The sequence below is a fragment of the Nonomuraea helvata genome, assembly GCF_039535785.1.
GTDB classification, from domain to species: domain Bacteria; phylum Actinomycetota; class Actinomycetes; order Streptosporangiales; family Streptosporangiaceae; genus Nonomuraea; species Nonomuraea helvata.
Window position 1 is genome coordinate 3,008,977 of sequence record NZ_BAAAXV010000009.1, and the last position, 26,980, is coordinate 3,035,956.

Annotated in this window: 25 protein-coding genes and 1 pseudogene; 14 read left to right on the top strand and 12 right to left on the bottom strand. The window is 70.8% G+C overall.

Annotated features, from left to right (window positions below; translation table 11 throughout):
* Window positions 1-51: 51 nt before the first annotated feature.
* Window positions 52-852 (bottom strand): maleylpyruvate isomerase family mycothiol-dependent enzyme, encoded by an 801-nt coding sequence (locus ABD830_RS47500; RefSeq protein WP_345002117.1) that lies wholly within the window; start codon window positions 850-852, stop codon window positions 52-54.
* A gap of 5 nt (window positions 853-857) precedes the next feature.
* A complete protein-coding gene (locus ABD830_RS47505; RefSeq protein WP_345002118.1) occupies window positions 858-2,048 on the bottom strand; it encodes a Cmx/CmrA family chloramphenicol efflux MFS transporter in 1,191 nt (396 codons plus the stop codon).
* A 277-nt stretch (window positions 2,049-2,325) separates the two neighbouring features.
* On the opposite strand from ABD830_RS47505, the gene ABD830_RS47510 reads away from it, so the two are divergent.
* Window positions 2,326-2,874: a TetR/AcrR family transcriptional regulator gene (locus tag ABD830_RS47510; protein ID WP_345002119.1), complete on the top strand. Its 549-nt coding sequence runs from the start codon at window positions 2,326-2,328 to the stop codon at window positions 2,872-2,874.
* Window positions 2,867-3,265, top strand: coding sequence for a DUF5360 family protein (locus tag ABD830_RS47515; RefSeq protein ID WP_345002120.1), 399 nt, complete (start codon window positions 2,867-2,869; stop codon window positions 3,263-3,265). The genes ABD830_RS47510 and ABD830_RS47515 overlap by 8 nt, the downstream gene beginning before the upstream one ends.
* Here ABD830_RS47515 and ABD830_RS47520 read toward each other — a convergent pair.
* Window positions 3,213-3,686: a VOC family protein gene (locus ABD830_RS47520; RefSeq protein ID WP_345002121.1), complete on the bottom strand. Its 474-nt coding sequence runs from the start codon at window positions 3,684-3,686 to the stop codon at window positions 3,213-3,215. The two genes, ABD830_RS47515 and ABD830_RS47520, sit on opposite strands and share 53 nt — an antisense overlap.
* A gap of 63 nt (window positions 3,687-3,749) precedes the next feature.
* Between ABD830_RS47520 and ABD830_RS47525 the strand changes: the two genes are divergently transcribed.
* Window positions 3,750-4,718, top strand: a complete 969-nt coding sequence (locus ABD830_RS47525; protein WP_345002122.1) for a helix-turn-helix transcriptional regulator — start codon at window positions 3,750-3,752, stop codon at window positions 4,716-4,718.
* Here the strand turns inward: ABD830_RS47525 and ABD830_RS47530 are convergent.
* On the bottom strand, window positions 4,669-5,448 hold the full coding sequence (locus ABD830_RS47530; RefSeq protein ID WP_345002123.1) for an alpha/beta fold hydrolase: 780 nt from the start codon (window positions 5,446-5,448) through the stop codon (window positions 4,669-4,671). The genes ABD830_RS47525 and ABD830_RS47530 overlap by 50 nt on opposite strands.
* Window positions 5,449-5,530: 82 nt before the next feature.
* On the opposite strand from ABD830_RS47530, the gene ABD830_RS47535 reads away from it, so the two are divergent.
* Both ABD830_RS47535 and ABD830_RS47540 read left to right on the top strand, forming a co-directional pair.
* Window positions 5,531-5,947 carry a YciI family protein gene (locus tag ABD830_RS47535; protein ID WP_345002124.1) on the top strand — a complete coding sequence of 139 codons (417 nt, stop codon included), beginning with the start codon at window positions 5,531-5,533 and terminating at the stop codon, window positions 5,945-5,947.
* 14 nt (window positions 5,948-5,961) lie between these two features.
* Complete coding sequence (locus ABD830_RS47540) at window positions 5,962-7,200, top strand: RNA polymerase sigma factor (RefSeq protein ID WP_345002125.1); 1,239 nt, start codon at window positions 5,962-5,964, stop codon at window positions 7,198-7,200.
* Here ABD830_RS47540 and ABD830_RS47545 read toward each other — a convergent pair.
* The gene (locus ABD830_RS47545; RefSeq protein ID WP_345002126.1) at window positions 7,190-7,954 is read right to left on the bottom strand and encodes a PIG-L deacetylase family protein; all 765 of its coding nucleotides are present in this window, start codon (window positions 7,952-7,954) and stop codon (window positions 7,190-7,192) included. The two genes, ABD830_RS47540 and ABD830_RS47545, sit on opposite strands and share 11 nt — an antisense overlap.
* Window positions 7,955-8,021: 67 nt before the next feature.
* Between ABD830_RS47545 and ABD830_RS47550 the strand changes: the two genes are divergently transcribed.
* Both ABD830_RS47550 and ABD830_RS47555 read left to right on the top strand, forming a co-directional pair.
* Window positions 8,022-8,687 carry a TetR/AcrR family transcriptional regulator gene (locus tag ABD830_RS47550; protein ID WP_345002127.1) on the top strand — a complete coding sequence of 222 codons (666 nt, stop codon included), beginning with the start codon at window positions 8,022-8,024 and terminating at the stop codon, window positions 8,685-8,687.
* Entirely contained in the window at window positions 8,684-9,043 is a 360-nt protein-coding gene (locus ABD830_RS47555) for a hypothetical protein (RefSeq protein WP_345002128.1), read from the top strand. The genes ABD830_RS47550 and ABD830_RS47555 overlap by 4 nt, the downstream gene beginning before the upstream one ends.
* Window positions 9,044-9,243: 200 nt before the next feature.
* Here the strand turns inward: ABD830_RS47555 and ABD830_RS47560 are convergent, their stop codons facing one another.
* Window positions 9,244-10,176 carry a DUF5996 family protein gene (locus ABD830_RS47560; protein WP_345002129.1) on the bottom strand — a complete coding sequence of 311 codons (933 nt, stop codon included), beginning with the start codon at window positions 10,174-10,176 and terminating at the stop codon, window positions 9,244-9,246.
* Window positions 10,177-10,190: 14 nt separating this feature from the next.
* Window positions 10,191-10,982, bottom strand: coding sequence for an MBL fold metallo-hydrolase (locus tag ABD830_RS47565; protein WP_345002130.1), 792 nt, complete (start codon window positions 10,980-10,982; stop codon window positions 10,191-10,193).
* A gap of 48 nt (window positions 10,983-11,030) precedes the next feature.
* Between ABD830_RS47565 and ABD830_RS47570 the strand changes: the two genes are divergently transcribed.
* Window positions 11,031-11,426: a MerR family transcriptional regulator gene (locus ABD830_RS47570; RefSeq protein WP_345002131.1), complete on the top strand. Its 396-nt coding sequence runs from the start codon at window positions 11,031-11,033 to the stop codon at window positions 11,424-11,426.
* On the opposite strand, the gene ABD830_RS47575 is transcribed toward ABD830_RS47570, so the two are convergent.
* Together ABD830_RS47575 and ABD830_RS47580 are read right to left on the bottom strand one after the other, a co-directional pair.
* On the bottom strand, window positions 11,418-12,602 hold the full coding sequence (locus ABD830_RS47575) for a hypothetical protein (RefSeq protein ID WP_345002132.1): 1,185 nt from the start codon (window positions 12,600-12,602) through the stop codon (window positions 11,418-11,420). The genes ABD830_RS47570 and ABD830_RS47575 overlap by 9 nt on opposite strands.
* Before the next feature lie 113 nt (window positions 12,603-12,715).
* A complete protein-coding gene (locus ABD830_RS47580; RefSeq protein WP_345002133.1) occupies window positions 12,716-14,347 on the bottom strand; it encodes a dolichyl-phosphate-mannose--protein mannosyltransferase in 1,632 nt (543 codons plus the stop codon).
* A 56-nt stretch (window positions 14,348-14,403) separates the two neighbouring features.
* Here ABD830_RS47580 and rsmI point away from each other — a divergent pair, with 56 nt between their 5' ends.
* Together rsmI and ABD830_RS47590 are read left to right on the top strand one after the other, a co-directional pair.
* Window positions 14,404-15,273, top strand: a complete 870-nt coding sequence (gene rsmI / locus ABD830_RS47585; protein ID WP_378520709.1) for a 16S rRNA (cytidine(1402)-2'-O)-methyltransferase — start codon at window positions 14,404-14,406, stop codon at window positions 15,271-15,273.
* A 7-nt stretch (window positions 15,274-15,280) separates the two neighbouring features.
* Window positions 15,281-16,858, top strand: a complete 1,578-nt coding sequence (locus tag ABD830_RS47590) for a dolichyl-phosphate-mannose--protein mannosyltransferase (RefSeq protein WP_345002135.1) — start codon at window positions 15,281-15,283, stop codon at window positions 16,856-16,858.
* Here the strand turns inward: ABD830_RS47590 and ABD830_RS47595 are convergent.
* Window positions 16,794-18,341: a hypothetical protein gene (locus ABD830_RS47595; protein WP_345002136.1), complete on the bottom strand. Its 1,548-nt coding sequence runs from the start codon at window positions 18,339-18,341 to the stop codon at window positions 16,794-16,796. The two genes, ABD830_RS47590 and ABD830_RS47595, sit on opposite strands and share 65 nt — an antisense overlap.
* Window positions 18,342-18,440: 99 nt before the next feature.
* On the opposite strand from ABD830_RS47595, the gene ABD830_RS47600 reads away from it, so the two are divergent.
* From ABD830_RS47600 to ABD830_RS47615, 4 genes and pseudogenes are all read left to right on the top strand, one after another.
* On the top strand, window positions 18,441-19,661 hold the full coding sequence (locus tag ABD830_RS47600; RefSeq protein WP_345002137.1) for a glycosyltransferase family 2 protein: 1,221 nt from the start codon (window positions 18,441-18,443) through the stop codon (window positions 19,659-19,661).
* 137 nt (window positions 19,662-19,798) lie between these two features.
* Window positions 19,799-21,581, top strand: a pseudogene (gene metG, locus ABD830_RS47605) (methionine--tRNA ligase).
* A 22-nt stretch (window positions 21,582-21,603) separates the two neighbouring features.
* Window positions 21,604-22,458, top strand: coding sequence for a TatD family hydrolase (locus ABD830_RS47610; protein ID WP_345002138.1), 855 nt, complete (start codon window positions 21,604-21,606; stop codon window positions 22,456-22,458).
* A gap of 144 nt (window positions 22,459-22,602) precedes the next feature.
* Complete coding sequence (locus ABD830_RS47615) at window positions 22,603-23,448, top strand: ubiquitin-like domain-containing protein (protein ID WP_345002139.1); 846 nt, start codon at window positions 22,603-22,605, stop codon at window positions 23,446-23,448.
* A 108-nt stretch (window positions 23,449-23,556) separates the two neighbouring features.
* Here the strand turns inward: ABD830_RS47615 and ABD830_RS47620 are convergent, their stop codons facing one another.
* The gene (locus ABD830_RS47620) at window positions 23,557-24,750 is read right to left on the bottom strand and encodes a hypothetical protein (protein ID WP_345002140.1); all 1,194 of its coding nucleotides are present in this window, start codon (window positions 24,748-24,750) and stop codon (window positions 23,557-23,559) included.
* Window positions 24,750-26,969, bottom strand: a complete 2,220-nt coding sequence (locus ABD830_RS47625) for a protein kinase domain-containing protein (protein WP_378520707.1) — start codon at window positions 26,967-26,969, stop codon at window positions 24,750-24,752. The genes ABD830_RS47620 and ABD830_RS47625 overlap by 1 nt, the downstream gene beginning before the upstream one ends.
* Between the last annotated feature and the right edge of the window lie 11 nt (window positions 26,970-26,980).

Consider the following 26,980-nt stretch of genomic DNA (forward strand, 5'->3'; position numbering starts at 1 on the left):
CGGCCGGGGGACCCGGCCATGTGGCGCTGACTTCATGCCGGTCAGATTAGGTCATACGGGAGGTACAACGACAAAGTAGCGGTCGAGCATGCGCTTGTCGCCACGCACGTCGAGACCGTCGGCGGGGATGCGATGCCAGAGGAACAGCATCAGGTCCGACGCGCTCCCGGCCAGCTCGACGTCGAACGCCTCGAAGGAAGCCCCGGAGGAGAGTCGTACGTCCGGGCCGTCGAAGTGAACCGCCCAGTCGCCCTCGCCGTCCGTGCGCCGGAAGCGGAACCGCTCGCCCGCCCCGGCGGGCGCCCGCGTCCACTCCCGCCGCGCGGGCGCCATGACCTCGAACGTCTGCGTGACCGCGTCGGCCGCCACGTCCTCGGGGATCGGGCGCGGGAGGCCGACGGCGTTCTCGGCGTCCCAGCGGTGTACGGCGGCCTCGATGGTCTGCATCCGCACCCAGAACCCGACGGTCTGCTCCTTCGACCACGTCCACGCGGGATCGCCGGCCGGGCGCGAGTCGAAGAGCGCCCCCAGCCGGGCCGCCCCCTCCTCGAACCAGTCGAGCACCTCGTCCGGGATCGGCCCGAGGTTGGGCGCCTGCTCCGGGTCGGGCCACCCCGTGAGGTCCGGCGGCAGCCCGGCGAAGGAGAGGTCGGACACGTCCGGCGGCCCGTCGAGCCGGTCCTCGATGATGCTGAACACGCCCCGGTGCACGGCGCCCAGGTGGATCACCAGATCGGCGACCGACCAGCCGGGACAGGAAGGCACGGCCGGCGCGGCTCCGGAGGCGGCCGCCTGCCGGACGGCCTCCTGGAATGCCCGGACCTCCCGGCGGAAGCGTGACGCGGGTTCCATGTCACTCACTGTGCCTCAGCCGGATGGTCCTGCTCCACCGACTTCGCGGATGACGGACGCCCGACGGCGTGGGCGACGGCGGCGGTAACCAGGGCGGCGGCCACCAGCAGGGCACTCACCCACAGGGGGGAGCGCAGCCCGAGCCCGGCCCCGATGGTCACGCCGCCCAGCCACGGGCCGAGCGTCGCGCCCACGTTGAGCGCGGCCGTGGCGAACCCGCCGGCCAGCGTGGGCGCGTCGGTGGCCGCGTACATGACCTGGGAGATCAGCGTGGACCCCACGGCGAACGACAGCGTCCCCTGGACGAACACCAGCGCGATCGCCGGCACCGGCGCCCCGGCCGTCATCGCGAAGAGGACCCAGCCGGCGGCCAGCGCCGCCCCGCCGCCCACCAGGAGCCGGACCGGCCGCGCGTCGGCGACCCGCCCGCTGATGGTCGCTCCCGCGAACGACCCCAGCCCGAAAAGGGCCAGCATCAGCGGCATCCAGGTGGACCCGATCCCCGTCTCGCCGGTGAGCAGCGGCGCGAGGTACGTGAACGTGCAGAACGTGGCGCCGTTCACCAGGCCGCCCAGCGCGAGGAGCACCAGCAGCCGCGGTCGCCGCAGCGCCCGCGACTCGGCACGCGCGCTCGTACCCGCGGAATCAGGCGTGCCGGAGGGAACGGAGCGGAGCACGGCGACGAGGGCCGGGACCAGCGCGGCGGCCACCGCCCAGAACGCCGAGCGCCACCCCCACACCTCGCCCAGCAGCGCGCCGCCCGGCACGCCCGCGACGCAGGCGATCGTGACGCCGCCGAGCAGGACGGAGGTGGCGCGCGCCTTGGCGTTCGGGGGCGCGAGCGCGATGGCGGTCGCCATGGCGACCGCCAGGAACCCGGCGTTGGCCAGCGCCGCGACGAACCGCGTGCCGAGCAGCACGCCGTAGCTGGTGGTGACCGCGCCCACCACGTGCGCGGCCAGGAACGTGAGCAGGAAGCCCAGCAGGGCGGCCCGCCGTGACCAGCGCAGGCTGAGCACCGCCATGAGCGGCGCGCCCAGCACCATCCCGACGGCGAACGCCGAGGTCAGCAGCCCCGCGTCGGGGATGGACACGTGCAGGTCCCGCGCGATGCCCGGCACGAGGCCGGACAGCATGAACTCGGACGTCCCTTGGGCGAAGACCGCCAGTCCGAGCAGGTAAACAGCGAATGGCATGAGAGAACTCCGCGACCGCATCGAAGATCGATTGAGAAGCGGGCAGGCCGGGAGACGGTCCTGCCCCGTAGAGGAACCGGCCGCATCACGATGATCCGCACGGCTCGCGGAGAGCCCGGCGTCAACGCGAAACAGCCACCGGATGACCGGTGGCTAGCGTCTTGACGCCTCGGGGCTGGACATGTCCGCGAAGCTAGCAAGCTCCTGGGGCGTAGGCAACCGGCTTTCTCCGCCGGCCCGGCTTGAAATATACCGGCCAGCCGGTACAGTAACGGGCGTGCCAAGAGCCAGTTCCAAGGAACGCCTGCTCGACGCCGCAGCCGAGGTGCTGCTCTCCGAGGGGGCCGAGTCGCTCACCCTGGAGGCCGTCGCCAAGAGGGCCGGGGTGTCCAAAGGCGGGCTGTTCTATCACTTCCCCACCAAGCAGGCGCTGGTCGGGGCGATGGTCGAGCGGCTGACCGACGCGTTCGACGCCGCCCTGGCCCAGGCGGGCAGCCGCCCCGGCGACTTCCTGCGGGCCTACGTCGCGGCCACGATCCCCGAGCGCCACACCACCTCGGCCCCGGCCGACCGTGTCACCGTCGGGCTGCTGGCCGGGGTGCTGGTCGATCCGGCCGGGCTGGAGCCGCTGCGCGAGAGGTTCGCGGCCTGGCAGGCCCGGCTGGCGGACGACGGCATCGACCCGGCCGTCGCGACGGCCGTGCGCCTGGCCGTGGACGGCTGGTGGGCCGCCCGGCTGTTCGGCCTCGGCGAGCCCGGCCCCGGCCTGCACGAGCGGACCCGCCGGCACCTCATGGAGATGATCGACCGTGCTGCCCGTGACTAAGCGGTTGATGCTGGTCACCGACCTGGGCTTCGTGGCCTACTTCACCATCACCGGGCTCGGGATCATCCCGCCCGAGTGGACGTTCGCGGACTACGCCAATCCGCTGATGGCCGACTGGAACTGGTCGTTCCTCTGGATCGACCTGCTGGCCAGCGCCACCGGCCTGGCCAGCCTCTGGGTCTTCAGGAGCGACCAGCTCATGCTGGTGTCGCTGGTGCTCACCATGGCGTCGGGGCTGATGGCGATCGCCTTCTGGACCCTGCGCGGCGACTACTCGCTGCTCTGGTGGGCCCCGAACCTCTACCTGATGCTCTTCCCCGTCCCGGCGATCGTCCGTCTCATCCGCCAGGGAAGAAGTCCGCGCTCTGGACGTACTCCATCGCCTTCGTGAACGCCGGGTCGCCCATGCGGCGCTCCATCTCCTCCGGTGAGACCTCCTCGACGCGAGACTGGATCCACCACAGGTTGCCGAACGGGTCGCGTACCCGTCCGACCCGGTCGCCCCAGAAAAGGTGCGTGACGTCGGTCACCGACGTCCCGCCCGCCTCGACGGCGCGGCGGTGGGTGGCGTCGGCATCGGGGACGTACAGACGCAGGAAGGCCGGGGTGGGCGGCCAGTGGGAGGCCCCGTCGAACATCATCACCACCGCGTCCCCGATCCGCACCTCCGCGTGTCCGATGCGCCCCTCGTCGTCCAGCACCCTGGCCAGCTCGACGGCGTCGAACGCCTTCTGGAGGTAGTCGATGAGCCTGGCGGTGTCCTGGCCGATGATCCACGGCGTGACGGTGGTGTAGCCCTCAGGAATGTTCATGCCTGGAGGCTATTTACGAAGTAGGTCAGATTCTGTCCCACATCCCCCTTTACGCTGAGATCCATGACCGAGTCCCGCCTCCTGGCCCTGCTGTCCCTGCTCCAGACCTCGCGCGAGTGGCCGGGCAGCGAGCTGGCCGAGCGGCTGGAGGTCAGCCGCCGTACGGTGCGGCGCGATGTCGAGCGCCTGCGCGACCTCGGCTACCCGGTCGAGGCCACCATGGGCGCGGCCGGGGGATACCGGCTGGTCGCGGGCGCGGCCATGCCGCCGCTGCTGCTGGACGACGAGGAGGCGGTGGCCATCGCGGTCGGCCTGTCCACCGCCGCCAGGAATCCGGTCCAGGGCATCGAGGAGGCGTCGGTCCGCGCCCTGGCCAAGCTGGAGCAGGTGCTGCCGTCCCGCCTGCGCTACCGGGTCAGGTCACTGGGCGGCGCCACCGTCCCGCTGCCCGCGGCGGAGGGGCCGCAGGTCGATCCCGGGCGGCTCACCACGCTGGCGGCGGCCGTGGCGAACCGGGAGCGGGTGCGGTTCGGGTACCGGGCCAACGACGGCACGATCAGCGAGCGGCTGGTCGACCCGCATCGCCTGGTCGCGACCGGACGGCGCTGGTACCTGCTCGGGCACGACCGCGACCGCGACGACTGGCGGATCTTCCGCATCGACCGCATCGACGATCCGCGGGCCACCGGCGCCAGGATCACGCAGCGCGAGCCGCCCGCCGGCGACGCCGCCGCGTACGTCGCCGAGCAGCTCTACTCGCTCGCCCCCACGTACGAGGCCGTCGTCACGCTGCACGCCCGCCCCTCGGAGCCGATCAGGGCCTTGGGCGAGGTCATCCCGGCCGAAGGGGAGCGCTGCCGGTTGCGCATGCGCGGTGACACCCTCGACTGGCTCGCCTTCCACCTGCTGGCGCTGGGCTGCGAGTTCGAGGTGCACGAGCCGCCCGAGCTCGCCGCGCACCTGCGCGCGCTGGCCGCCCGCCTCACCCGCGCCGCAGGAACTCCAGCACCAGAGGGCTCGCGATCTCCCTGAACTCCTCGAAGTACGCGTGCCGCGCCGCCTCGATCATCCGCAGCTCCGCCCCCGGGATGCGCCCGGCCAGCAGCGGGGCGTTGGCCGCCGGGTTGAACACGTCGTCGGTGCCGTGCACGACCAGGGTGGGCGCGGCGATGGAGGGCAGCGCGTCCCAGCTGTCGTGCCCGGCGCTGGCCGACAGGTGGCGGCGGCGGGCGTACGCGGGCATGGCCGGGTCGCCGGTCGTGTGGTGCGGGCCCGGATGGGTGGCCAGCCAGGCAGGCGTGTACATGAGCTCCAGCAGCGCGCGCTCGGCGGCCGCCCGGTCCGGCTGGGCCAGCGACCGGCGTACGTCGTTGTCCCGCTCGAACCCGTGGGCGCCGCCCGGCGAGCTGCAGCCGAGCACCAGCGAGCCGACGCGCTCCGGATGGTCGGCCGCCAGCCACTGGGCCACCCGTCCGCCCATCGACGTCCCGTACACGTGCGCCCGCTCCACCCCCAGCTCGTCGAGCACGGCCAGCACGTCGGCGGCGAAGCCGCGCGTGGCGTACGGCTCGTCGGGTTTGTCGCTCTCGCCCGTGCCGCGGTAGTCGAAGGTGACCGTGCGGAAGGACTCCTCGAAGTCGGCGCGTACGGGGTCCCACCACCGGTGGTTGTTGGCCTGTCCCTGCAGGAGCACCAGGGGTTGCCCGCCGCCGCGGACCTGGTAGGACAGCTTGACGCCGTCCACGGCTGTCGCAAAAGGCATGCTTGGCATCGTAGAGGTGTCCGGTGAACGGGCTCGGCTCCGATGTCCCTGATGAGAGGCACACGAGAGAGGACTCATCACCATGAAGTACATGATCCAGTCGTACGCGTCCCAGCAGGACTACGACGCCATGGCCGGCAAGGACACCGGCCGATCCGGCTGGTCGGGGGAGGCTGTGGCGGACATGCACCAGTTCATGGAGGCGTTCAACAAGGAGCTGGAGGAGTCGGGCGAGCTGGTGGAGACGCGCGCGCTCGCCGCTCCCGTGCACACCCGCAGGCTCGGCTCGCGCGGCGGCGAGGCGTTCGTGACGGACGGGCCGTACGCCGAGACCCAGGAGGTGCTGGCCGGCTACTGGATCGTGGAGTGCGAGAGCTTCGACCGGGCCACCGCGATCGCCGCCCGCCTGGGGCAGTGCCCGTACCCCGGCGACCCAGGCGACACCATGTATGCCGACATCCGGCCCATCATGGACTCCAGCGCGGACCTGGGGTTCTGATCGACGGCGTCGAGGTGGAGGACCTGCTGCGCGAGCTGGCGCCGCAGGTCCTCGGCGCGGTCGTACGGCGTTTCGGGCATTTCGCCGCCGCCGAGGACGCCACGCAGGAAGCGCTGCTGGCGGCCGCCGTGCAGTGGCCGGGGGAGGGCGTACCGGGCGACCCGCGGGCCTGGCTGATCACGGTGGCCGCACGCCGCCTGACCGATCTGCTCCGGAGCGAGCAGGCGCGCCGGCGCCGCGAGGACGCCGTGGCGGCCTGGACGCTGCCTGACGAATGGCTGGCACCGGCCGCCGACCAGCCGGTCTCCGGCGCGGACGACACGCTCGTCCTGCTGTTCATGTGCTGCCACCCGTCGCTGTCGCCGTCCTCGCAGATCGCGCTCACCCTGCGCGCCGTCGGCGGCCTGACCACCGCTGAGATCGCCCGCGCGTTCCTGGTCTCCGAGGGCACCATGACGCGCCGCATCACCCGGGCCAAGCAGCGCGTCAAGGACAGTGGCCTGCCCTTCCGCCTGCCCAGGGCCGAGGAGCGCGCGGAACGGCTCGGCGCGGTGCTGCACGTGCTGTACCTGATCTTCAACGAGGGGTACGCCAGCACGTCGGGGCCTGACCTGCAGCGCGCGGAGCTGGCGGCGGAGGCGATCAGGCTGGCCCGCATGGTGCACCGGCTGCTGCCCGACGATCCCGAGGTGGCGGGCCTGCTCGCGCTCATGCTCCTCACCGACGCGCGGCGACCGGCGCGCACGGGCCCCGACGGCGCGCTGATCCCGATGGCCGAGCAGGACCGCGGCCTGTGGGACGCCGACGCCGTCAAGGAGGGCGTCGAACTCGTCACCGGTGCGCTCAAGCGGGGCTCGCCCGGCCCGTACCAGCTCCAGGCGGCCATCGCGGCGGTGCACGACGAGGCGCCGAGCGCGGAGGAGACCGACTGGCCCCAGATCGTGGCGCTGTACGAGCTGCTGATGCGTATCTCCGACAACCCGATGGTGGCGCTCAACCATGCCGTCGCCGTGGCCATGGCCCGTGGCCCCCTCGCGGGGCTCCATCTGCTGGAACGGCTCCAGGAGCCCCTCATGGGCGACCACCGGCTGCACGCGGTGCGTGGGCACCTGCTGGAGATGGCCGGCGACCACGCGGCCGCCCGCGACTCCTACGAGGAGGCCGCCAGGCGTACGACGAGCTTCCCGCAGCAGCGCTACCTGCACGGCAAGGCCGCGAGGCTCTCAGCCGGACCGGACGCGCCTACGGCGTGAAGAGCCGTCGGCGGGACTCGACGTACCACTCGCGGCCGAGCAGCAGGCCGAACACGGGCGCGGGGAGCCGTACGAGAGCCCTCATGACGGGGGCCATCCGGCCGTTCCCCGTCACTTGCGAGCGGTGGGCGGCCAGGGCCCGCTGCTTCTGCCCGGCATAGCGGCGCACGTCGATCCGGTGGGTGATGGCCGCGCTCGGACTGTACGCGTTCGCCAGCACCCGGTCGTCGTAGCGGAACGGGATCCGGAGCAGGCGGACCAGGCGCACCATGCGCACGACCACGTCACGCGGGATCGTCGCCTCCAGCACCCTGGGCACGCCGGCCAGCTCGGCGGCCCGCCTGCCCACCTCGTGCACCTTGACGTGGTCGCGGTGGCCGTAGCCGCCGTTGGGGTCGTAGCTGAGCAGCAGGTCCACTTTCTCCTCGCGGAGGATCTCGGCGAGCCTGGCCGCGGCCTCCTCCGTGTCGGCGCGCACGAACCGCATCCGGTCCGGCGGGTCCGGGTACAGCTCCTTGCCGTGGCCGCTGTCGGCGTAGCCCAGGTGCACGACACGTGACACGCCCAGCTCGGCGGCGGCGGCCCGCAGCTCCTCCATGCGGGTCGTACCGCCTTCTGCCACGGACTTCATGACGCCGTCCGTCGCGACCACGATGATCGCCCGGTGGCCCTCGGCCGCGGCGCGGGCCAGCGTGCCGCCGGTCAGGAACACCTCGTCGTCCGGATGCGCGTGGAATGCCAGGACTGTCGCCATGGGCGATCACCTTAGCCGACGTTAATGTGATTGACGGAGTGAGTACTCACTCCGTACTCTCGAAGCCATGATGACCAACCCGACAGGCCGGCGTCGTGCGCCGGCGATGAGCCCGGAGCAGCGCCGCGAGATGATCGTCAGGGCGGCTCTCCCTCTGGTGGTGGAGTACGGCACCTCGGTGACCACCGCCCAGGTCGCCCGCGCGGCGGGCATCGGTGAGGGCACGATCTTCCGTGCCTTCGGTGACAAGGACGCGCTGCTGGCCGCGTGCATGGCGGAGGCGCTGCGCCCCGACGACACGCTCGCGCATGTGGCGGCGATCTCGCTGGACCTGCCGCTGGAGGAGCGGCTGGTCGAGGCGTCGGAGGCGCTGCGCGGCTACCTGGCCCGGATGGGCGCGATCGCGGGCGCCCTGGCCGCCTCCGGAGGGCTCCGCCGCGACCCGCGCCTCCTGGTGGCGGAGAGCAAGGCCGCCGAAGGCGCGGCCGGGGAGACTGATGAAGAGGGCGGACGGAGATTCTCCGGGCGGGAGGAGTCGATGGCGGCGACCCGCGAGGTGCTGGTCCAGCTGTTCGAGCCGGAGCGCGACCGTCTCAGGCTCGCCCCCGAGCGCCTGGCCGAGGCGTTCCAGTTCCTGGTCATGGCGGCCGGCCGGGGGCCGTCCCCGCTCACCTCGGCGGAACTGGTGGACCTCTTCCTGCACGGCGCGCTGGCGGGCGGCGAGGCCGGGTGACGGACCTCTACGAGGACCTCGCGCCCGGCCACCGCACGGCGGTGACGTACGCCCTGCTCGCCGGCCTCGGCACCGGCCCCGCCATGGGCGGTCTCTCGATCGCCACCCAGAACAGCGTCCCCCGCGCCGACATGGGCACGGCCACCGCCGGATCGGCGCTCACCAAGCAGCTCGGGGGCCTCTTCGGCCTGGCCTGCGTGCAATCCCTGCTGGCCGGTCCCAGGATCACCGCCGCAGGGGTGGGCTCCATCGTCGGCTGGGTCGGCGGCGTGGCGGGGCTGCTGGCGTTCGCGGCCGTCTTCCTCGCCCGGGACGCCGCCGTCACAGGCCCTGGGGTTCCCGCTCGATCCGGCTGAATTCGTGGTCGCGTCGGGGAATGTCCGGCGGGCAGGTGTGGTTACATAAGACGTGGCCGGTGTGTCCAGTGTCCCCGGGCCTCACCTATTGCCTTCGCGGACTACCGTTCGGCTGGAGCCGCGTTGTGCCTTTCGCCGAGAGGCGACCTGCACACCGGTACTCACGCGTTGAGCGCCCGTCCTCCTCGGAGGGCGGGCGCTCAGTGTTTCGCGTAGTAGGGGTCCGTGACGCCCCCAGGACAGGCCACCGCCTCCGTGTCCAGTCCGGTCAGCTTGGCGCCCGCCTGATAGGCGCTCTCCAGGAACTCCAGCACGCCCGCGACCGGATTGCCCATCGCGCGGACGTCGTCGTACCGCAGGATCGCCAGGTGGCCTCCGTGTGCCGGCAGCCACTCGGCCTCGGCGGGCCGCAGCGGCTCGCGCTCCAGGCCCGCGGGCTCCGGCGCGGTGTAGGAGTAGAACGCGGGCCACGGCCGTTCCCTGTCGCCGAACCAGAAGCCCGAACTGATGACCTCCCGGCTGTACGCCTCCCGGGTCACGGGGTCGGCGTCCGGCGAGACCCGCCCCACCCGCCCGGTGAACCGCGTGACCGCGATGTCGAACGTGTGCCAGTAGTGGTTCACCGGCGAGATCTTCCCGGCGAAGTCCGCGGCGAACCGGTCGAGGAGCTGCGCCACCTGCGACAGGATCCGCCAGTAGCGGTTGATCAACACCGGGTCGTACCGGGCGTGCCGGGTGTCCTGGGCGAACGGCGTGTCGTCGGCGAGGTCGAACGGCACCGCCCAGATATCCGGCCGGATCCCCAGCCCCGCCAGCGTCTCGAAGAGCCGCTCGTGGAACGACGCCACCGATCGCCCGATCAGGCTGAACTCGGCGCTGCGCCCGTCGAGCACGTCCACCACCAGCCGATGGCGTACGAGGTCGAAGTCGATGCTGAACAGCGGCTGCTCGCCCAGCCCGCCCATCGGCCGCGTGGTGAGCCCGCGCCCGGTCGGATGGAAGGGCACGTGCCACCAGTGGTTGCGCCGGTTGCTCGACGACAGCCGGATCTTCCCCACGATCTGCGTGAACCTGTGGAAGGTCTCCTTGGCCTCGGCCCATTCGGCCAGCGGCATGGCCGGGAACAGTTCCATGCCCTCAATGGTAACTACCTAATGTAATCGGACAGTTCCCAGGGGTCATGGGCGGAGAAGACCGCGACTCCGTGGTCGTGCGCGAGCGAGCGCAGGCGTTCCTGGCTCGACACCCGGCGCTCCGGATCGACCTGGGCGCTGACCTGCACGAGGTCCATCAGCGGGTGCGGCTGGGGCTGCCGGTCCAGCTCGCCGTGGTAGAAGTAGGCGTCCCCGGCGTGCAGCAGCCAGCGGCCGCCGTCGTCGACCGCCACCCCCGCGTGCCCGCGCGTGTGCCCTTCCAGCGGCACGAGCAGGATGTTCTCGGACAGCCCCGCCAGTGACCGCACGCCGTCCACGCCCAGCCACCGGGTGCCCGTGCCCGGATAGGTCACCCATTTCGGCGAGTGCGCCCAGTGGCCCGGACGGTAGCGGCGGTTCGGGGCCTGGCCGATGGCGTCCTCCAGCTCGGCCTCCATGACGTGCACCTGGGCGTCAGGGAAGTCGGGCAGGCCGCCGCTGTGGTCCACGTCCAGGTGGGTCAGGACGATGTGCCGCACGTCGCGCGGGTCGTGCCCGAGCGCGGCGACCTGCCGTACGGCCGTCTCGGCGGGGGAGAGCAGCGGCTGGACGAGCTCCGTCCACTCGCGCTCCAGCATCTCGTCGGGTTCGGCCACGTCGTCGAGGCCCAGCCCGGCCTCGACCAGGACGAGCCCGGAGGTGGGCGTCTCGATCAGCAGCGCATGGCACACCGCGGGCGCCGCCGGCCGGCCGTCGAGGGACTCGATCTCGCGCATGGACCCGAGGTTCAGGTGATGAATTCGCATGCGACTAGGCTGCTACTTGAAGCGCGGTTCAAGTCAAGGAGCCAGGTCGTGGGCGACACGTTGATCGACATAGGTGATGTGGCCAGGCAGAGCGGGCTGGCCCCGTCGGCGCTGCGGTTCTACGAGCGCAAGGGACTCATCGAGGCGGAAGGACGCAACGGCCTGCGCCGCGCCTACCGCCCGGAGACGCTGGAGCGCCTGGCGCTGATCACGTGCGCCCGTGACGCGGGGTTCACGCTGTCGGAGATCGCCGAGTTCCTGCGGGCCAGGCCGTCCGACGCGAGGCTGCGTGAGCGCATGGCCGCCAAGGAGCGCGAGGTCTCCGAGCGGGTCACGCAGCTCACCCGGCTGCGTGACAGCCTGCGTCACGCGGTGAGCTGCGACCACGACCCGCTCATCGAGTGTCCCGAGTTCAAGCAGGCAGTGCGCCGGGTGTCAGCCTGAGCTGACGTACTTTCTCGGCCGCAACGCGTGGGCGCGAAGCGCCGCCAGGGCCGCCAGCTGGCCCGGGCGGTCCATCCGTACCGCCAGATCGTCGCTGAACGCCAGCCCCAGAGCGGTGAGCTGCGAGACGAGGTCGGCCACCGGCGCGGCCACGTCCTCCACGCTCGTGGTGGGATGCCAGCCCTCGCCGCCGATCACCTCCGCCACCCGCTCGCGCAGTGCGGCGGGGGACATCAGCGTGCCGTCGGCGAGCAACATCAGCGCGGCCTCGCGCGCCGACACCTCGAACTCGCGCTCGCCGCGCGCCAGCAGCAGCCTGGTCACCGCCGACCACATCGCCGAGCGGGACTTGAGCAGTCGCCGGCCGTAGTCGGTGATGGCCAGCCTGGCGCCGTCGCGGCTGATCGCGCCCAGCTCGCGCTCGGCCAGATCGCGCAGCCTGAGCGCCTCGGGCGAGGGCGCCAGCCGCAGCGGCAGGCTCCCCTCCGAGGCGGCCAGCGAGAGCAGCCGGTGCAGAGCCGGCACGGGTTGCGGGGTCACGGGCGCGTGCAGGCGCACCTCGAACGGCTGGGCCAGCTCCCGCCTGGCCGGGCCCCGCCCCAGCACCCAGCGGTTGAGCCGCTCGCCGTGCACCCGGTTGAGCCAGCTGTCGCCGCCCAGCTCGGTGCGGGGCTCGGTGAGCCAGCGCCGGGTCAGCGCGGTGCGGTCGACGCTCTCGCCGGAAAGGATCGCCAGCTCGAGGGCGGCGGAGCAGGCGAGGTGCGCGCCCAGCTCCTCGGGCCCCATGATCATGCTCCACTGCAGTTCGGGGACGTCGGGCGGGAGCACGCCCGTGGCGTCGAGCGCCTGCTGGTAGGCGCTGGTGCCCGCGTCCTCGCCCTCACGGGCGTATGTGCGCAGAATGTGGACGGTCGTAGGGGACACGCACAAAGCGGCGTAACGCTCCAAACCACCGAGCTGGAGCAGCCGCCCGAGCGAACGTGCCAGGCGCTCGTGGTCGCCGCCCACCTTGAGCGGCAACGTGTACCAGAGGAACTCGCAGACATCGAGCTGGGTCACCGCTTCTAGCGGCTCCCCGCCCGTAAGCCATTCGACGGCGGTCCTGGCCTCCTCGGCCAGCTCCGGCTGCGAGCGCTCCAACTCGGCGAGCAGGGCGGCGACATCCGGTGCACTCATGCCCCGAAGTTTGCCGTATCGACCCCGGGCCTGACGATGACCGAAACCGGTGCGTATTGGGTCTTGCACTGCTACTACCCTAAGAAACCACTATTGTACGGACGGTAACTCGGTCATATCCACCGTTTTTCAAACAACATACGTGCCTTCCATTCGGTGTACGGAATGAGCTCGGCGGACAGGATCGGGTGCAGCCACCAGAAGTTGATCAGGGCGAGCAGCGCGAAGGCGCCGACGGCGGCGGCTCCGATGGTACGCCGCATCGGCATGGCGCCGGAGGCCGTCGGCGTCGACGTCCCTATCAGCAGCCCGGCGCACAACGTGATGGCCAGCACCATGAACGGCACCATCGGGATGGCGTAGAACAGGAACATCGTGCGGTTGTCGGCGACCGCGAAGTAGATCCACGGCACCAGGCCCATCGCGTACGCCAGCAGCACGGCCCCCGCCCGCCAGTCGCGCGAGGAGACGTACCAGCCGATCAGGGTCACCAGCGCGGCCACCGCCCCGAACCAGATCACCGGCGTGCCGACGCCCAGCACCGCCTCGGAGCAGTCCTTGACGCCGCAGGTGTTCTGCTTGCCCTCGTAGAAGAAGGCCACGGGACGCAGCAGCAGCGGCCACTGCCAGGGCTCGGACATGTACGGGTGGGAGGACTCCAGCCCGCTGTGGAACGTGTAGACCTGCCACTGGTACTTGATCCACGACCGCATCGAGTCGAAGACGAAGAACCCCGGCCCCGACGAGGTCGCCTGGGCCCAGTTGCGCCCGTAGCCGGTCGCGTTGGCGAACCAGCCCGTCCAGGTGGCCATGTACGTGACGAACGGCACCACCGCGAACGCCAGGATCCCCTGCGGCAGGTCCTTGTTGAACGCGCCCACGTAGGGATGCCGCAGCCCCACGGCCCGTCGCGCGCCGAAGTCCCACAGCAGCGACATGATCGCGAACGCCACCGCGAACGCCAGCCCCGACCACTTGACCGACATCGAGAAGGCCAGGCAGACCCCGGCCGCGATGCGCCACCACCGGATGCCCAGCGACGGCCCGTGCTGCGAGATCGGCGAGGTCTCGTACCAGGTCACGAGCCGCTCCCTGGCCTGGTCGCGATCGACCACCAGGCAGGCGAACGCGGCCAGCACCCAGAACATCAGGAAGATGTCCAGCAGCGCCGTGCGCGACAGCACGTAGTGCAGGCCGTCGAGGGCCAGCAGCAGGCCCGCGAAGCAGCCGAGCAGCGTCGAACGCGTCATCCTGCGGGCCACCCGGGCGAGGACCAGGATCGACAGCGACCCGATCAGCGCCGCGACGAAGCGCCAGCCGAACGGGTTGAGCCCGAACATCCACTCGCCCACGCCGATCATCCACTTGCCCAGCGGCGGGTGCACGACGTAGGAGGCGCACTTGTCGAGGGTCTCGGGGGTGCACGACTGCCAGATGTCGGTGTTGCCGGCGACGATCGCCTTGTCGGCGTCCTTGATCGTGGTCCGCTCGACACCCCACGTGATCAGCGAGAACGCGTCTTTCATGTAGTACGTTTCGTCGAAGACCACGGACCCGGGATGGCTCAGGTTCATGAAGCGCAGGGCGGCGCCGAAGAGGGTGACCAGCAGCGGGCCCACCCAGCCCCACAGGACGCTGCCGCGCATGGGCGGCACGAGCCGATCCCGTACGGACCGCGTCTGGGGAAGGCTTTCGCCGACCTTCGAGCTCTCGTAGGCCTGGTACGGGGAATCGGTCACCGCCATTCGGACATCGTACGGGCCCCAACGCGATAGCAATTGCAGAAACACGCTGAATTGGGATGCCCTGTCACAATGGTCAGGTGACTGTAGACGGCAAGTTGGTGCTGGCAGGAGCTCCCATCGGCCAGGCGGGCGACGTCTCGCCACGGCTGCGGGAGGCGCTCCAGAGCGCCGACGTGGTGGCCGCCGAGGACACCAGGCGCCTGCGCAGGCTCGCGGCCGACCTGGGCGTGGAGATCGCCGGCCGGGTGGTGTCCTACTACGACCAGAACGAGGCAGGCCGGGCCCGCGAGCTCCTCGAGAGCCTCAAGGAGGGCCGCACGGTCGTGGTCATCACCGACGCCGGCATGCCGGGCGTCTCCGACCCCGGCTACCGGCTGACGCGTCTCGCGGTCGACGAGGGCATCACGGTCACCGCGCTGCCGGGGCCGAGCGCGGTCACCACCGCGCTGGCCGTGTCAGGGCTGGCCAGCGACCGGTTCTGCTTCGAGGGCTTCCCGCCGCGCAAGCCGGGCGACCGGGCCCGCCGCCTGTCCGCCCTGGCGGGCGAGGAGCGCACGATGGTCTTCTTCGAGGCGCCGCACCGGCTGGCGAGCTCGCTGGAGGCCATGGCCGAGGCGTTCGGCCCCGACCGGCAGGCCGCCGTGTGCCGCGAGCTGACCAAGACGTACGAGGAGGTGCGCCGCGGCGGGCTCGGCGAGCTGGCCGAGTGGGCCGCCAAGGGCGTCAAGGGCGAGATCACCGTCGTGGTCGCCGGGCACGTGGCGGGCGAGGACGAGCCGGACCTCGACGAGCTGGTCGCCGAGGTGGACCGCAGGGTCGCCGAGGGCACGCAGCGCAAGATCGCCGTCGCCGAGGTGGCCAAGCAGGCGGGGATCCCCAAACGAGAGCTGTACGACCTGGTTCACAGGAGATCTCTTACGCCATAGGGTGCGCATGGTGAGGAACTGGGGGGTTTCCGCGCAGCGCCTGGTCCCGCCGATGCAGGGGACCACTCTGGTGGGCTGGGCCGGGCCGCTCCTGGTCGCGCTCTTCGGCGGCCTCCTGCGCTTCATCAGGCTCGGCGAGCCCAACGCGGTCGTCTTCGACGAGACGTTCTACGCCAAGGACGCGTACTCGCTGCTCAGGTACGGCGTCGAACGCACCATGCTCGGCGACTCCAAGAACCCGGTCGCCGACCAGCGCCTCATCGCCGGCAACCTGGACATCTTCAAGCACTGCCCGCAGCCGGACGACTGCGCCTCGTTCGTGGCGCATCCGCCGCTGGGCAAGTGGATGATCGCCGTGGGGGAGTGGCTGTTCGGGATGAACCCGTTCGGCTGGCGCTTCGCCGCCGCCCTGATCGGCACGCTCTCCATTCTGATCATGGCCAGGGTGGCGCGCAGGATGACGCGCTCGACGCTGCTGGGGTGCCTGGGCGGGCTGCTGCTCTCGCTCGACGGGCTCCACCTGGTGCTGTCGCGTACGGCCGTGCTGGACATCTTCCTGATGTTCTGGGTGCTGGCCGGGTTCGCCTGCCTGGTGACCGACCGCGACTGGGCGCGGAAACGGCTGGCCGACCTGCACGAGAGCGGGGCGGTCACCCGGCTGGGGCTCAGGCCGTGGCGGCTGGCCGCCGGGTTCTGCCTGGGGGCCGCCTGCGCGGTGAAGTGGTCGGGGATCTTCTTCCTCATCGCGTTCGCGATCATGAGCCTGATGTGGGACGCGGGGGCCAGGCGGGCGCTCGGCCCGCGCGGGGCCTACCGGGGGACACTCTCGTACGACCTGCCGGGCGCGCTCGCCGCGATGGCGGTCGTGCCGGCGCTGACGTACCTGGTGTCGTGGACCGGCTGGTTCGCCGGTGCGGGCGGCTGGGGGCGCAACTGGGGCCAGGCCACCTCGTCCGGGCCGGTGTTCTTCGTGGCCGACTCGCTGCGGTCATGGGCGCAGTATCACCTCGACGTGCTCGGCTACCACAGCAACCTGCACGAATACCATCCGTACATGTCGGAGCCCTGGACGTGGCCGCTGCTGATCCGGCCGGTCTCCTTCTACTACCCGCCGGACGTGCCGCCGTCGGCGTGCGGGGCCGACGCCTGCTCACAGGCCGTGGACGGCGTCGGCACCCCGGCCCTGTGGTACGCCGCCCTGCTGGCCCTTGTCGGCCTCGTCGCCTGGTACGTGGCCACGCGCGACTGGCGGGCCGGGGCGGCGCTGCTGGGTTACGCGGCCGGCTGGCTGCCGTGGTTCTACTACGCCATCGCCGACAACCGGACGATGTACCTGTTCTACATGATCCCGATCGTGCCGTTCATGGTGCTGGCGCTCGTGCTGATGGCGGGGCTGGCGCTGGGCAGGCAGGACGCCCCCGCTCCCCGGCGGGCGGTCGGGGCCGCGACGGTGGGGGCGTTCGCGCTCATCGTGCTGGTCAACTTCTGGTGGCTCTACCCGGTGCTGACCGCCGAGACGATCACACACGCAGAGTGGTGGTCTCGGATGCTGATGTCCTCCTGGGTGACCACCGCGCCCAAGTGACGCCCTTGCGCAGCGTGATCGCCGCCGCGACGCACGCCAGGGGGATGGCCGGAAGCACGTACCGGTAGTCGAACTCCGCCGTCGCCGCCGGCGCGAGCAGCAGCCCCACCGAGCCCAGCCACGGCAGCACCACCGGGCCGCCGAACTTCCGCCACCTGACCACGACGCCGTACAGGCCGATCAGCAGGATCCCGCCGAGCATGATGCCGCGCAGGTAGAACACCTGCTGGTAGCCCTGCATGATCTCGGCCCACGGCGACACGATCCGCGTCTCCGGCGGGCCCTGCTCGTAGCTGAACGCGTCGGTGTCGGTCCGGCCGCCCTGGTACGACGGCCACTTCGGCAGCCGCTTGGGCTGGCCGCTCTCGTCGGGGTCGTACCACGGCTTGAACTCGTACATGCTGTACGTCGACGGGTCCGGGAAGCGCGGCCGCGACCAGTGGAACGAGCGGAAGAAGTCACGGGTGACCACCCTCAGGTAGTCGCCCGGCTGCGACAGGATCGCCCGGGTGGCGAACGCGCTGGCGGCGTCGTTGGTGATCTCGGTGAACTTCTTGTTGGCGCCCCACCGGTGCAGCACCTCGCCCGTGCCCGTGCCGTCGCCGTTGCCCTGACCCCACAGGTACCACTGCGCGTACTCCTTGCGCTCGCTGATCGGGTCGTTGATGCACAGCAGCAGGAGCTGGACCTCCTTGTACTTGTCGATGTGCATCTTGTTGCAGTCGGCGAAGATGGACGTGCGCATGTAGAGGATGAGGCCGTCGCTGTTGGTCATCGCGAACTTCCCGTACGCGGAGGCGAACCAGCCCATGTAGGCGAGGACCGGGATCATGGAGGCCGTGATGACGGCGGTGATCGGGCGCCAGCCGGTCCGCTTGACCAGCAGGTAGAGCACCACCAGCGCCAGGATGGGCAGGCCGATCGAGCGTGTCAGCCACGTCAGCGCCAGCAGCAGGCCGACCACCGCGCCCGCCTGCCACGACAGCCGCCGCTTCCACAGCACCAGCGTGATCACGCCCACCACGAGCAGCGTGAACATGGTGTCGGACATCACCATCTGCTCGAGCTGGATCTGGTACGCGTCGAACAGCATCGGCGCCGCCGCCAGCGTGGCGCCCCACTTCGGCAGCCTGAACTTGATCCGCAGCAGCGCGTAGATCAGGCAGGCCGTGGCCAGGCCCATCAGGTGCTGGGTGAAGATCGCCAGCGTGAAGCTGTGGAACGGCTTGAGCAGCAGCAGCCAGAAGCTGTAGCCGTCCGGCCTGATCGGGTGCGGCCTCGGGTGCAGCGCCACCGAGACGTACTCGTACGAGTCGTTGAACCACATGGCCGGGCCGTATCCGAGCATGGTGATGAGCCGCAGCACGGCGCCGACGCCGAAAGCCGCGGCGAACACCCGATGCCGGCGCACCATGGACAGCACGCGAGCTGTCCGGCCAGGGGCGGAGTGGTCCACAGGAGTAATCTCCGCGACGCTCACCATGGTGTAAAGAATGCCAGTCGTTTTTGGGTCTTGACCCGAACACCATGGGGCAGAGGGCATGATGGTTCACTGGAACAGCCTTAACTGAAGGGTAGACACGTGGAACTGACGGTGGTCATGCCCTGCCTCAATGAGGCGGAGACCGTGGAAGTCTGTGTGCGCAAGGCACTGGCGTGCATGGCGGAGCACGGCATCGAGGGCGAAGTGCTGATCGCCGACAACGGCAGCACGGACGGCTCGCAACAGCTCGCCCGCGACGCCGGCGCCCGCGTGGTCCACGTCGACGAGAAGGGCTACGGCAACGCCCTCATGGGCGGGATCAGGGCGGCGCGCGGCAAGTACGTCATCATGGGCGACGCCGACGACTCCTATGACTTCACCTCGCTGCTGCCGTTCGTCGAGCAACTGCGCGACGGCGCCGACCTGGTGATGGGAAACCGCTTCAAGGGCGGCATTTCACCCGGCGCCATGCCGCCGCTCCACCGCTACCTCGGCAACCCGGTGCTGTCGTTCATCGGCCGGCTGTTCTTCCCGTCGGCGATCGGCGACTTCCACTGCGGGCTGCGCGGCTTCCGGCGCGACTCGATCCTGCGGCTGCAGCTGCAGACGGGCGGCATGGAGTTCGCCTCCGAGATGGTGGTGCGCTCCACGCTCTCCGGGCTGGACGTGCGCGAGGTCCCCACGACGCTCTCGCCCGACGGCCGCTCCCGCCCGCCGCACCTGCGCTCCTGGCGCGACGGCTGGCGCCACCTGCGCTTCCTGCTCCTCTACAGCCCGAAGTGGCTGTTCTTCTACCCCGGCGTCCTCATGATGCTCCTCGGCCTCGTCGCCGGGACGGCGCTGACGTTCGGGCCGGTGGAGATCGGCGAGCTGGCCTTCGACGTCGACACCCTGGTCGGGTCGTCCGCTCTGGTGGTCATCGGCTTCCAGGCGGCGCTGTTCGCGGTGTTCACCAAGGTGTACGCGGCCGAGGAGGGCTTCCTGCCGGAGTCGCCGCGCATCCGCAAGCTGATCGACGTGGTGAGCCTGGAGAAGGGCCTCGTGGTCGGCGGCCTGCTGGCGCTCGCCGGTCTGGTCGGCCTGGTGATGTCGCTGGTCCACTGGCAGGTGCGCAGCTTCGGTGAGCTGGACCCGCGCGAGTCGCTGCGCATCGTGGTGCCCTCCGCCACCGCGCTGATCATGAGCTTCCAGACGATCTTCGCCTCGCTCTTCGTCAGCATCCTGGGCATCCGGCGCACCCGGGAGAGCTCCATCGACGTCGCAGCCAAGGCCGCCGAGGAGGCCGCTGAAGCGGTCTCCCTGGAGAACTCCAAGCACTGATCCCCTGCCTCCTACCGACCTCGCGGCGCCCACTGTGTGGGCGCCGTTCCCATTTGCCCACAGGCCCGCCGGAGAGGGACGTGTCGTGTGGGGGAAGTGGGTTCGATGCGGGATGGGAGACCCGTAGGCTTAGGACTATGTCCCAGCACATCTTGACCGCCGTCGCGTGGCCGTACGCTAACGGCCCCCGCCACATCGGGCACGTCTCCGGGTTCGGCGTGCCGTCCGACGTCTTCAGCCGCTACCAGCGGATGGCGGGCAACAAGGTGCTGATGGTGTCAGGCACCGACGAGCACGGCACGCCCATCCAGGTGCAGGCCGACAAGGAGGGCGTGAGCGCCAGGGAGCTGGCCGACCGCTACAACCGCGTCATCGCCGAGGACCTCACCGGGCTGGGGCTCTCCTACGACCTGTTCACCAGGACCACGACGAAAAAACCACTACGCCGTCACCCAAGAGATCTTCAAGGGCCTCTACGACAACGGCTATATCTTCCCCAGGACCACGATGGGGGCGATCTCGCCCTCGACCGGCCGCACGCTGCCCGACCGCTACATCGAGGGCACCTGCCCGATCTGCGGTTACGACGGCGCGCGCGGCGACCAGTGTGACAACTGCGGCAACCAGCTCGACCCGATCCAGCTGATCAACCCCAAGAGCCGCATCAACGGCGAGACCCCCACGTTCGTCGAGACCGAGCACTTCATGCTCGACCTGCCCGCCTTCGCCGAGGTGCTCGGCTCCTACCTGCAGTCCAAGCAGGGCGAGTGGCGGCCCAACGTGCTGAAGTTCGCGCTCAACCTGCTCGGCGACCTGCAGCCGCGCGCGATCAGCCGCGACCTCGACTGGGGCGTGCCGATCCCGCTCGACGGCTGGCGCGACCAGCCCAACAAGCGGCTGTACGTCTGGTTCGACGCGGTGATCGGCTACCTGTCGGCCTCCATCGAGTGGGCCAGGCGCTCGGGCGACCCCGACGCGTGGCGCGCGTGGTGGCAGAATCCCGACGCCCGCGGCTACTACTTCATGGGCAAGGACAACATCGTCTTCCACGCCGAGATCTGGCCGGCGATGCTGTTGGGCTACAGCGGGCAGGGTGCGCGCGACGGCTCGGCGGGCTCGCTCGGTGCGCTCAACGTGCCCTCCGAGGTGGTCTCGAGCGAGTTCCTGACCATGGAGGGCAAGAAGTTCTCCTCGTCCAGGCAAGTAGTAATTTACGTACGAGATTTCCTGGCGCGTTACGACGCCGACGCGCTGCGCTACTACATCGCGGTGGCAGGCCCGGAAAATCAGGACACCGACTTCACCTGGCAGGAGTTCGTCAACCGCAACAACGGCGAGTTGGTGGCAGCCTGGGGCAATCTGGTCAATCGGTCGATCTCGATGGCGGCGAAGAACTTCGGAGTCGTGCCGGAGCCGGGCGACCTGACCGACGCCGACCGGGCGCTGCTGGAGCGCTCGCGCAACGCGTTCGCGCCGGTGGGCGCGGAGCTGAACAGGTCGCGCTTCAAGAACGCGATCACCGAGGCGTTCGACGTGGTCCGCGAGGCCAACAAATACCTGGCCGAGCAGGAGCCGTGGAAGCTCAAGGAGGACCCGGAGCGGCAGAAGTCGATCCTGCACGTCGCGCTCCAGGTCGTCGACGACGCCAAGACGATGCTCACGCCGTTCCTGCCCGGCTCGTCCAACAAGGTCTACTCCATGCTCGGCGGCGAGGGCGTGTGGGCCGGCATGCCGGAGATGCGCGACGTCGACGAGGACGGCGGCACTCCGTACCCGGTGATCACCGGCGACTACGACGGGGCGGCCCGCTGGGAGCACCGGCCGATCAAGCCGGGCACGCCGCTCGCGCCGCCCGTGCCGCTGTTCAAGAAGCTCGACCCCAAGGTCGTGGACGAGGAGCTGGCCCGACTGGGCGAGTAGATCGGGCGCTACCTTGGATGGCGTGACTAAGCTTCCTGCCGCGCCGGAGCCGCTCTCCGCCCCTGTGTTCGACAGCCACTGCCACCTCGACATCATGGTCGGCAACAGGCAGGCGTCGTCCGGCGACCCGGTGGCGCAGGCCGCGCAGGCGGCGGAGGCCAGCGTGCGCGGCATCCTCGACGAGGCCAGGGCGGTCGGCGTGACCCGGCTGGTCACGATCGGCTACGACCTGAAGTCGTCCCGGTGGAACGCCGAGGTCGCGGCCGAGCAGGAGGGCGTGTACGCCGGGGTGGCCATCCACCCGAACGAGGCCCATGAGGCCACCCCGGAGGTCCTGGCCGAGATCGAGAGGCTGGCGCGGCAGCCGGAGGTGCGCGCGGTGGGGGAGACCGGGCTCGACTACTTCCGCGACTGGGCGAGCAAGGAGGACCAGCACGCGAGCTTCCGCGCGCACATCGAGATCGCCAAGCGCACCGGCAAGGCCCTGGTCATCCACGACCGCGACGCGCACGACGACGTGCTCAAGGTGCTGAGCGACGAGGGCGCGCCGGACAAGGTCGTCTTCCACAGCTTCTCAGGCGACGCCGAAATGGCGAAAAAGTGTGTCGAAGCTGGATATTTCATGTCTTTCTCCGGGCCGGTCACGTACAAGAACGCCGGCTATCTCCGAGAGGCCGCCCACGTCGCGCCCCCGGAGCTCATGCTGGTCGAGACCGACGCCCCCTACCTGCCGCCGGTCCCGCACCGGGGCAAGCCGAACGCCCCCTACCTCATCCCTCTCACCATGCGCTGCCTGGCGGAGGTCAAAGGGGTCCATCCGGATCGGCTGTGTGAGGCGATCAGCGCCAACGGAGTCACAGTCTTCGGCGAGTGGTGACCATCTTTCGGTGAACCCGCCGAAGCGGTGGGTGACGCCTCGCTAACGTTCGGGCGGTCCTGACCGTACCGGAGGTGGTTCGTGCGAGGAAAAAGGCGTGCGCCGCGTCCGCCGATCCCCTGGCGTTCACCGTGGACGCCGGTCGTGTGCCTGGCGGGCGCCGCGGCGCTCGGGGCACTTGTGGCGGTGTCGTCCCTGGTCAAAGAGGTCGTCGTGATCGTCGACGGGCAGCGCACGGAGGTCCGCGCGTTCGCGGGGACCGTGCGCGACGTGCTCGCCGAGGCCGGCGTCTCGGTGGGGTACGGCGACGCCGTGCGCCCGGCCGCGCAGGAGGACGTCGCCGACGGGTCCACCATCGAGGTACGCCACGCGCGCCCGATCACCCTGACTCTGGACGGCCACACCAGCAGGCACCTGGTCACCGCCACGAACGTCGGCGATGCCCTGGCCCAGCTCGACCTCACCCCGGCGGCCGGGCAGGCGTCCGCGCCGCCGTACGACGCGGTGCCGCTGTCGGGGATGCGGCTCACCTTCTACACCAGGCGCAGGGTGTACGTGGTCGCGGGCACCGCCCGGATCACCTCGCACACCACCGCCAGGACGGTACGCGACGTGCTCAGGCAGAACCTGGTCCCGCTGCGCCGCGGCTACGTGGTGACGCCGCCGCTCGACAGCTTCCCCAAGGACGGAACGGTCATCACGGTGGCGCCGCCGCACACCATCCCGATCCGCCCGGACGTCATGGCGCTCGACTGGCAGGCGCTGGCCGCGTGCCTGGCCAACGGCGACCCCCTGGCGTACAACCCGGACGGGCCCTACTACGGGATGTACCAGTTCAGTCTGCCGGTGTGGGAGGCCGTGGGCGGGATGGGGCTGCCCAGCAGTTGGCCGGTGGAGGAGCAGACGTACCGGGCCCAGGTGCTCTACCAGCAGATGGGCGACCGGTGGCAGACCCAGTGGCCGACCTGCGGCGACCGCCTGCTCAGCTGACCGTCGGAGCCTTGGGGCCCTGGGCCGGGGCCGCCCACCTCCTCCTTGTCTCCCCGAAGGCCCCTGGCACACGTCGGCGGCGCAGGACACTTATGGCGGGACGCCCTGTCAGCCGGACAGCGACGCGCCGAAGTCGGCGCCCTTGGCGGGCTGGATCGGCTGGAGGGTGTCGGCGTTGCGCCCGGCCACCGAGACCTTCCCGTACGGCTGCGCATCCGGCTGCCCCACGAAGAGCTTGTTGCCGCTGAAGGCCACCGACCAGCCGAACAGCCCGTCGCCGGCAGGCAACCGCCTGTCCTCGGCGGCGTTCTTCCAGGAGACGACCCGGACGCCGCCCCCGTAGGGCGCCCCGATGGCCAGCCTGCCGTCCGCCGAGGCGGCCATCGAGAACCCGAAGGCCTGCTTGCCCTCCTGCGTCACCCTCCTCGCGGGTCTCCTGCCGGGGTCGAGCAGCTGCACGTACCCGGCCCCCGGCGAGCTCACCGCGTACCCGGAGCCCTCGGCGTACGCCACCGCGTAGCCGTACCGGTCGCCGGAGACGTCGGTCGGCGAGTCCAGCTTCAGCGTCGACAGCTTGGGCGCCAGCACGTCCTCGATGAAGACGACCGAGCCGGAGTCGATCTTTCCGGTCTCCACCTGGCGGCCCGCGCCGTCGTCGTTCTCGTACGGGACCCCGACGACCAGCTCGTTCCCCGGCCCGAACGCCATGGACCAGCCGAACTGGTCGCCGACCTCGCCGTTGCCCCGCACGTCGTCGGACTCCTGGCTGATCCGGCTCAGTCGGCCCGCGCCCTTGCGTACGTAGACGGCGCCCGTGTCCGGCAGCTGGTTCTCGTCCTCGTACGGCGCGCTGATCGCCACCAGGTCGCCATGCGCGGCCAGCGACCAGCCGAAGTGCGCGAACCGCTGCGGCTGGGGCGCGGTCAGGCGCAGCGGCGGCGCGGCGCCGCCGCCGTAGACGACGTACGCGGCCCCGGCGTCCTCGGTGCCGTCCACGTCCGCGTACGGCGCGCCGATCACCAGGTCGGCGCAGGCGTCGGCGTTGACCTTGGCCAGCCGTACGGACCAGCCGAAGGCGTCGCCTCTGGCCAGATCCGGGACGGTGACGGGGACGACCTTGTCGCCGGAGAGCACGTTCACCGAGCCCTTCTGGTCGTCCGCGAACGGGTCACCCACGGCCACGTCGTCCACGCCGTCGCCGTCGAAGTCGGCCGCTCCGGCGCAGGCCGCCGCCGTGGTCGTGGACATCAGGGGCGCTCCGGCGGTCAGCATGAGTGCGATCAACGCAGATCGGATCACCATCACAGCGCGACCTCGATCTGCTTGCCGTTCTCGAGCATGGTCGCCGTCATCTTCACGGGTGTGCGGTACATGGCCAGATCGAACACGAACGCGCTGTCCACGCGACCGCCCGGCAGGATGGCCGGGGGCAGCGTGACGGCGGCCGGGTCGTGCTCGCCGCCCCGGTCGTCGATCATGGTGACGACGGGCTGGATCAGCTGCCTGCGCTCGCCGCCCGGGTTGATCATCGTCCAGCGGACCACGCAGAGCTGACCCTGGGTCGCTGTCTTGCCCTCGAACTCCTTCAGCCCGCACTCCGGCGCCGAGGCGACGATCGCGACGGGGTCGTCGAAGTTGGCGCCCAGCGCGAACCGGCGGCCCACGTCGTTGGGGCGCGCGGAGGCGGCCGCCTGGGAGGAGGGAGGTCCGGAGGTCGTGGTGATGACCGTGTTGCGGCCGGAGGTGACGATCAGGACGGCCACCGTCACGACGATGGCCAGCACGGCCGCCGCCCCGGCGATGAGCCACCTTGTGCCTTTCGTCCTTGAACCGCCAAGGGTGTCAGGCTCGTCGCCCAGCGGCACCGCCGTGGGGTCCTCTGCTGTACGTCCCTGACCCGGCAGCGCCGCCGTGTTGCCCTCTGCCGTACGGCCCTGGCCCGGCGGCAGGGCTGCCGTGGGGCCATCGCCCAGCCCAGCCGCTGTACCGCCTTGGCCCGGCAAGGTACCGCCCCGGACCGGCAGGGCACCACCTTGGCTCGGTAAGGTACCGGCTTGGCCTGGTAGGGCCGCCGTACGGCCCTGGCCCGGTAAGGCCTCCGTACGGCGCTCGCCGGGCTGGGCCTCGGTGCCGGGGAGCCCGCCCTGCCGCAGCTGCGCCTCCTGGTCGCGCGACCGTGCCTGCTCCTTCTTCCTCGCCAGCGCCTCGGCCTGGGCCTGCTCCTTCTGCCGAGCCTGAGCCTCCCAGCGCGCGAACTCCTCCTTGGCCGCCTCCTCCTCCCTCCGGGCCAGCTCCTCGATCGAGGCCTGGCTCTGCTGAGGAGGCGGCGTGCCGGCCGTACCGGCTTGTCCGCCGAACGCGCCCGGCGGACCGGACACGCCGGGAGCACCTGGAACGCTGGAACCCGGAACGCTGGGACCCGGAACGCTGGGACCCGGAACGCCTGGAAGGCCCGCAGCTCCGACAGCTCCTGGAGCCCCTGGAACGCCCGCAGCTCCTGGAGTGCTGGGAGTGCCCGGGACGACGGAAGCCCGGCGGCCCGTGGCGTCGCTCGGAGGGGGTGTCGTGAACGTGGCCGTGATGTCCGGCTCGTCCACGACGTTCTGCGGCGGCTGCCAGTCGCTGAGCATCTCGGTCGCGACCAGGGTGGGCGGATCGGCGGCCCGCGCCGGCGTGCTCCCTCCCACCAGGGCGATCAGCAGATCCTGCGCCGTCGGCCGCACGGTGGGGTCCATCGAGGTGGCCCGCCGTACCAGCTCGTTGAGCGGCGCGGGCAGCGCGCCCAGCTCGGGCGGGTTGTTCAGTACGCGCGTGGCCAGCGTGATGGCGTCGCCACGGCCGAAGGGGTGCCGCCCGTTGCCCGCGTACGCGACCAGGCAGCCCCAGGCGAAGATGTCGGCCGCCGGGGTGACGAGCTCGCCGCGTACCTGCTCCGGGGCCCACCATCCAGGGCTGCCTAATAATTCACCGGAGAGCGTGAATCCGGTCTCCCGGTCGAGAGCCCTCGCGATGCCGAAGTCGATCACCCTGGGCCCCGACAGCGAGAGGATCACGTTCGCCGGTTTCAGGTCCCTGTGCACCAGCCCTGCCACGTGGATCGCCGCCAGCGCCGCGGCCACCCCCAGCGCGACGCCGTGCAGCGGCCCCGGCTCCAGAGCCCCGTATGTCGTGATCTGGTCGGAGAGCGGGGTGCCCGCGATGTACTCGGTCACCATGTACGGACGGCCGTCCCCGGTGTTGCCGTTGTCCAGCACCTGAGCCGTGCAGAACGACGCCACCCGGCGAGCGTTCTCGACCTCGGCATGGAACCTGGCCGCGAACCCCTCCTGGTTGGCGAACTCCGCCTTGACGACCTTGAGCGCGACAAATCGCCCCGTCGGCGCCCGTGCGAGGAACACGGTCCCCATGCCGCCCTCGCCGAGCCGGCCCAGCAGCCGGTACGGCCCGATTTCCCGCAAGTCCGTCGGGCGGAGCGGCGCGGCGCCCGTTGGCTCCATGAGGGACGTCCCTTCCTGTTCCACGCCATCCTCTC

Excerpts from the sequence above, each read along its gene's own strand:
- ABD830_RS47590 (WP_345002135.1), top strand. The coding sequence starts at position 15,281 with ATGGTGAGGAACTGGGGGGTTTCCGCGCAGCGCCTGGTCCCGCCGATG.
- ABD830_RS47550 (WP_345002127.1), top strand. The coding sequence starts at position 8,022 with ATGATGACCAACCCGACAGGCCGGCGTCGTGCGCCGGCGATGAGCCCG.
- ABD830_RS47575 (WP_345002132.1), bottom strand. The coding sequence starts at position 12,602 with ATGAGTGCACCGGATGTCGCCGCCCTGCTCGCCGAGTTGGAGCGCTCG.
- ABD830_RS47525 (WP_345002122.1), top strand. The coding sequence starts at position 3,750 with ATGACCGAGTCCCGCCTCCTGGCCCTGCTGTCCCTGCTCCAGACCTCG.
- ABD830_RS47545 (WP_345002126.1), bottom strand. The coding sequence starts at position 7,954 with ATGGCGACAGTCCTGGCATTCCACGCGCATCCGGACGACGAGGTGTTC.
- ABD830_RS47530 (WP_345002123.1), bottom strand. The coding sequence starts at position 5,448 with ATGCCTTTTGCGACAGCCGTGGACGGCGTCAAGCTGTCCTACCAGGTC.
- ABD830_RS47500 (WP_345002117.1), bottom strand. The coding sequence starts at position 852 with ATGGAACCCGCGTCACGCTTCCGCCGGGAGGTCCGGGCATTCCAGGAG.
- ABD830_RS47520 (WP_345002121.1), bottom strand. The coding sequence starts at position 3,686 with ATGAACATTCCTGAGGGCTACACCACCGTCACGCCGTGGATCATCGGC.
- ABD830_RS47535 (WP_345002124.1), top strand. The coding sequence starts at position 5,531 with ATGAAGTACATGATCCAGTCGTACGCGTCCCAGCAGGACTACGACGCC.
- rsmI (WP_378520709.1), top strand. The coding sequence starts at position 14,404 with ATGCCCTGTCACAATGGTCAGGTGACTGTAGACGGCAAGTTGGTGCTG.
- ABD830_RS47580 (WP_345002133.1), bottom strand. The coding sequence starts at position 14,347 with ATGGCGGTGACCGATTCCCCGTACCAGGCCTACGAGAGCTCGAAGGTC.
- ABD830_RS47505 (WP_345002118.1), bottom strand. The coding sequence starts at position 2,048 with ATGCCATTCGCTGTTTACCTGCTCGGACTGGCGGTCTTCGCCCAAGGG.
- ABD830_RS47565 (WP_345002130.1), bottom strand. The coding sequence starts at position 10,982 with ATGCGAATTCATCACCTGAACCTCGGGTCCATGCGCGAGATCGAGTCC.
- ABD830_RS47560 (WP_345002129.1), bottom strand. The coding sequence starts at position 10,176 with ATGGAACTGTTCCCGGCCATGCCGCTGGCCGAATGGGCCGAGGCCAAG.
- ABD830_RS47620 (WP_345002140.1), bottom strand. The coding sequence starts at position 24,750 with ATGGTGATCCGATCTGCGTTGATCGCACTCATGCTGACCGCCGGAGCG.
- ABD830_RS47595 (WP_345002136.1), bottom strand. The coding sequence starts at position 18,341 with ATGGTGAGCGTCGCGGAGATTACTCCTGTGGACCACTCCGCCCCTGGC.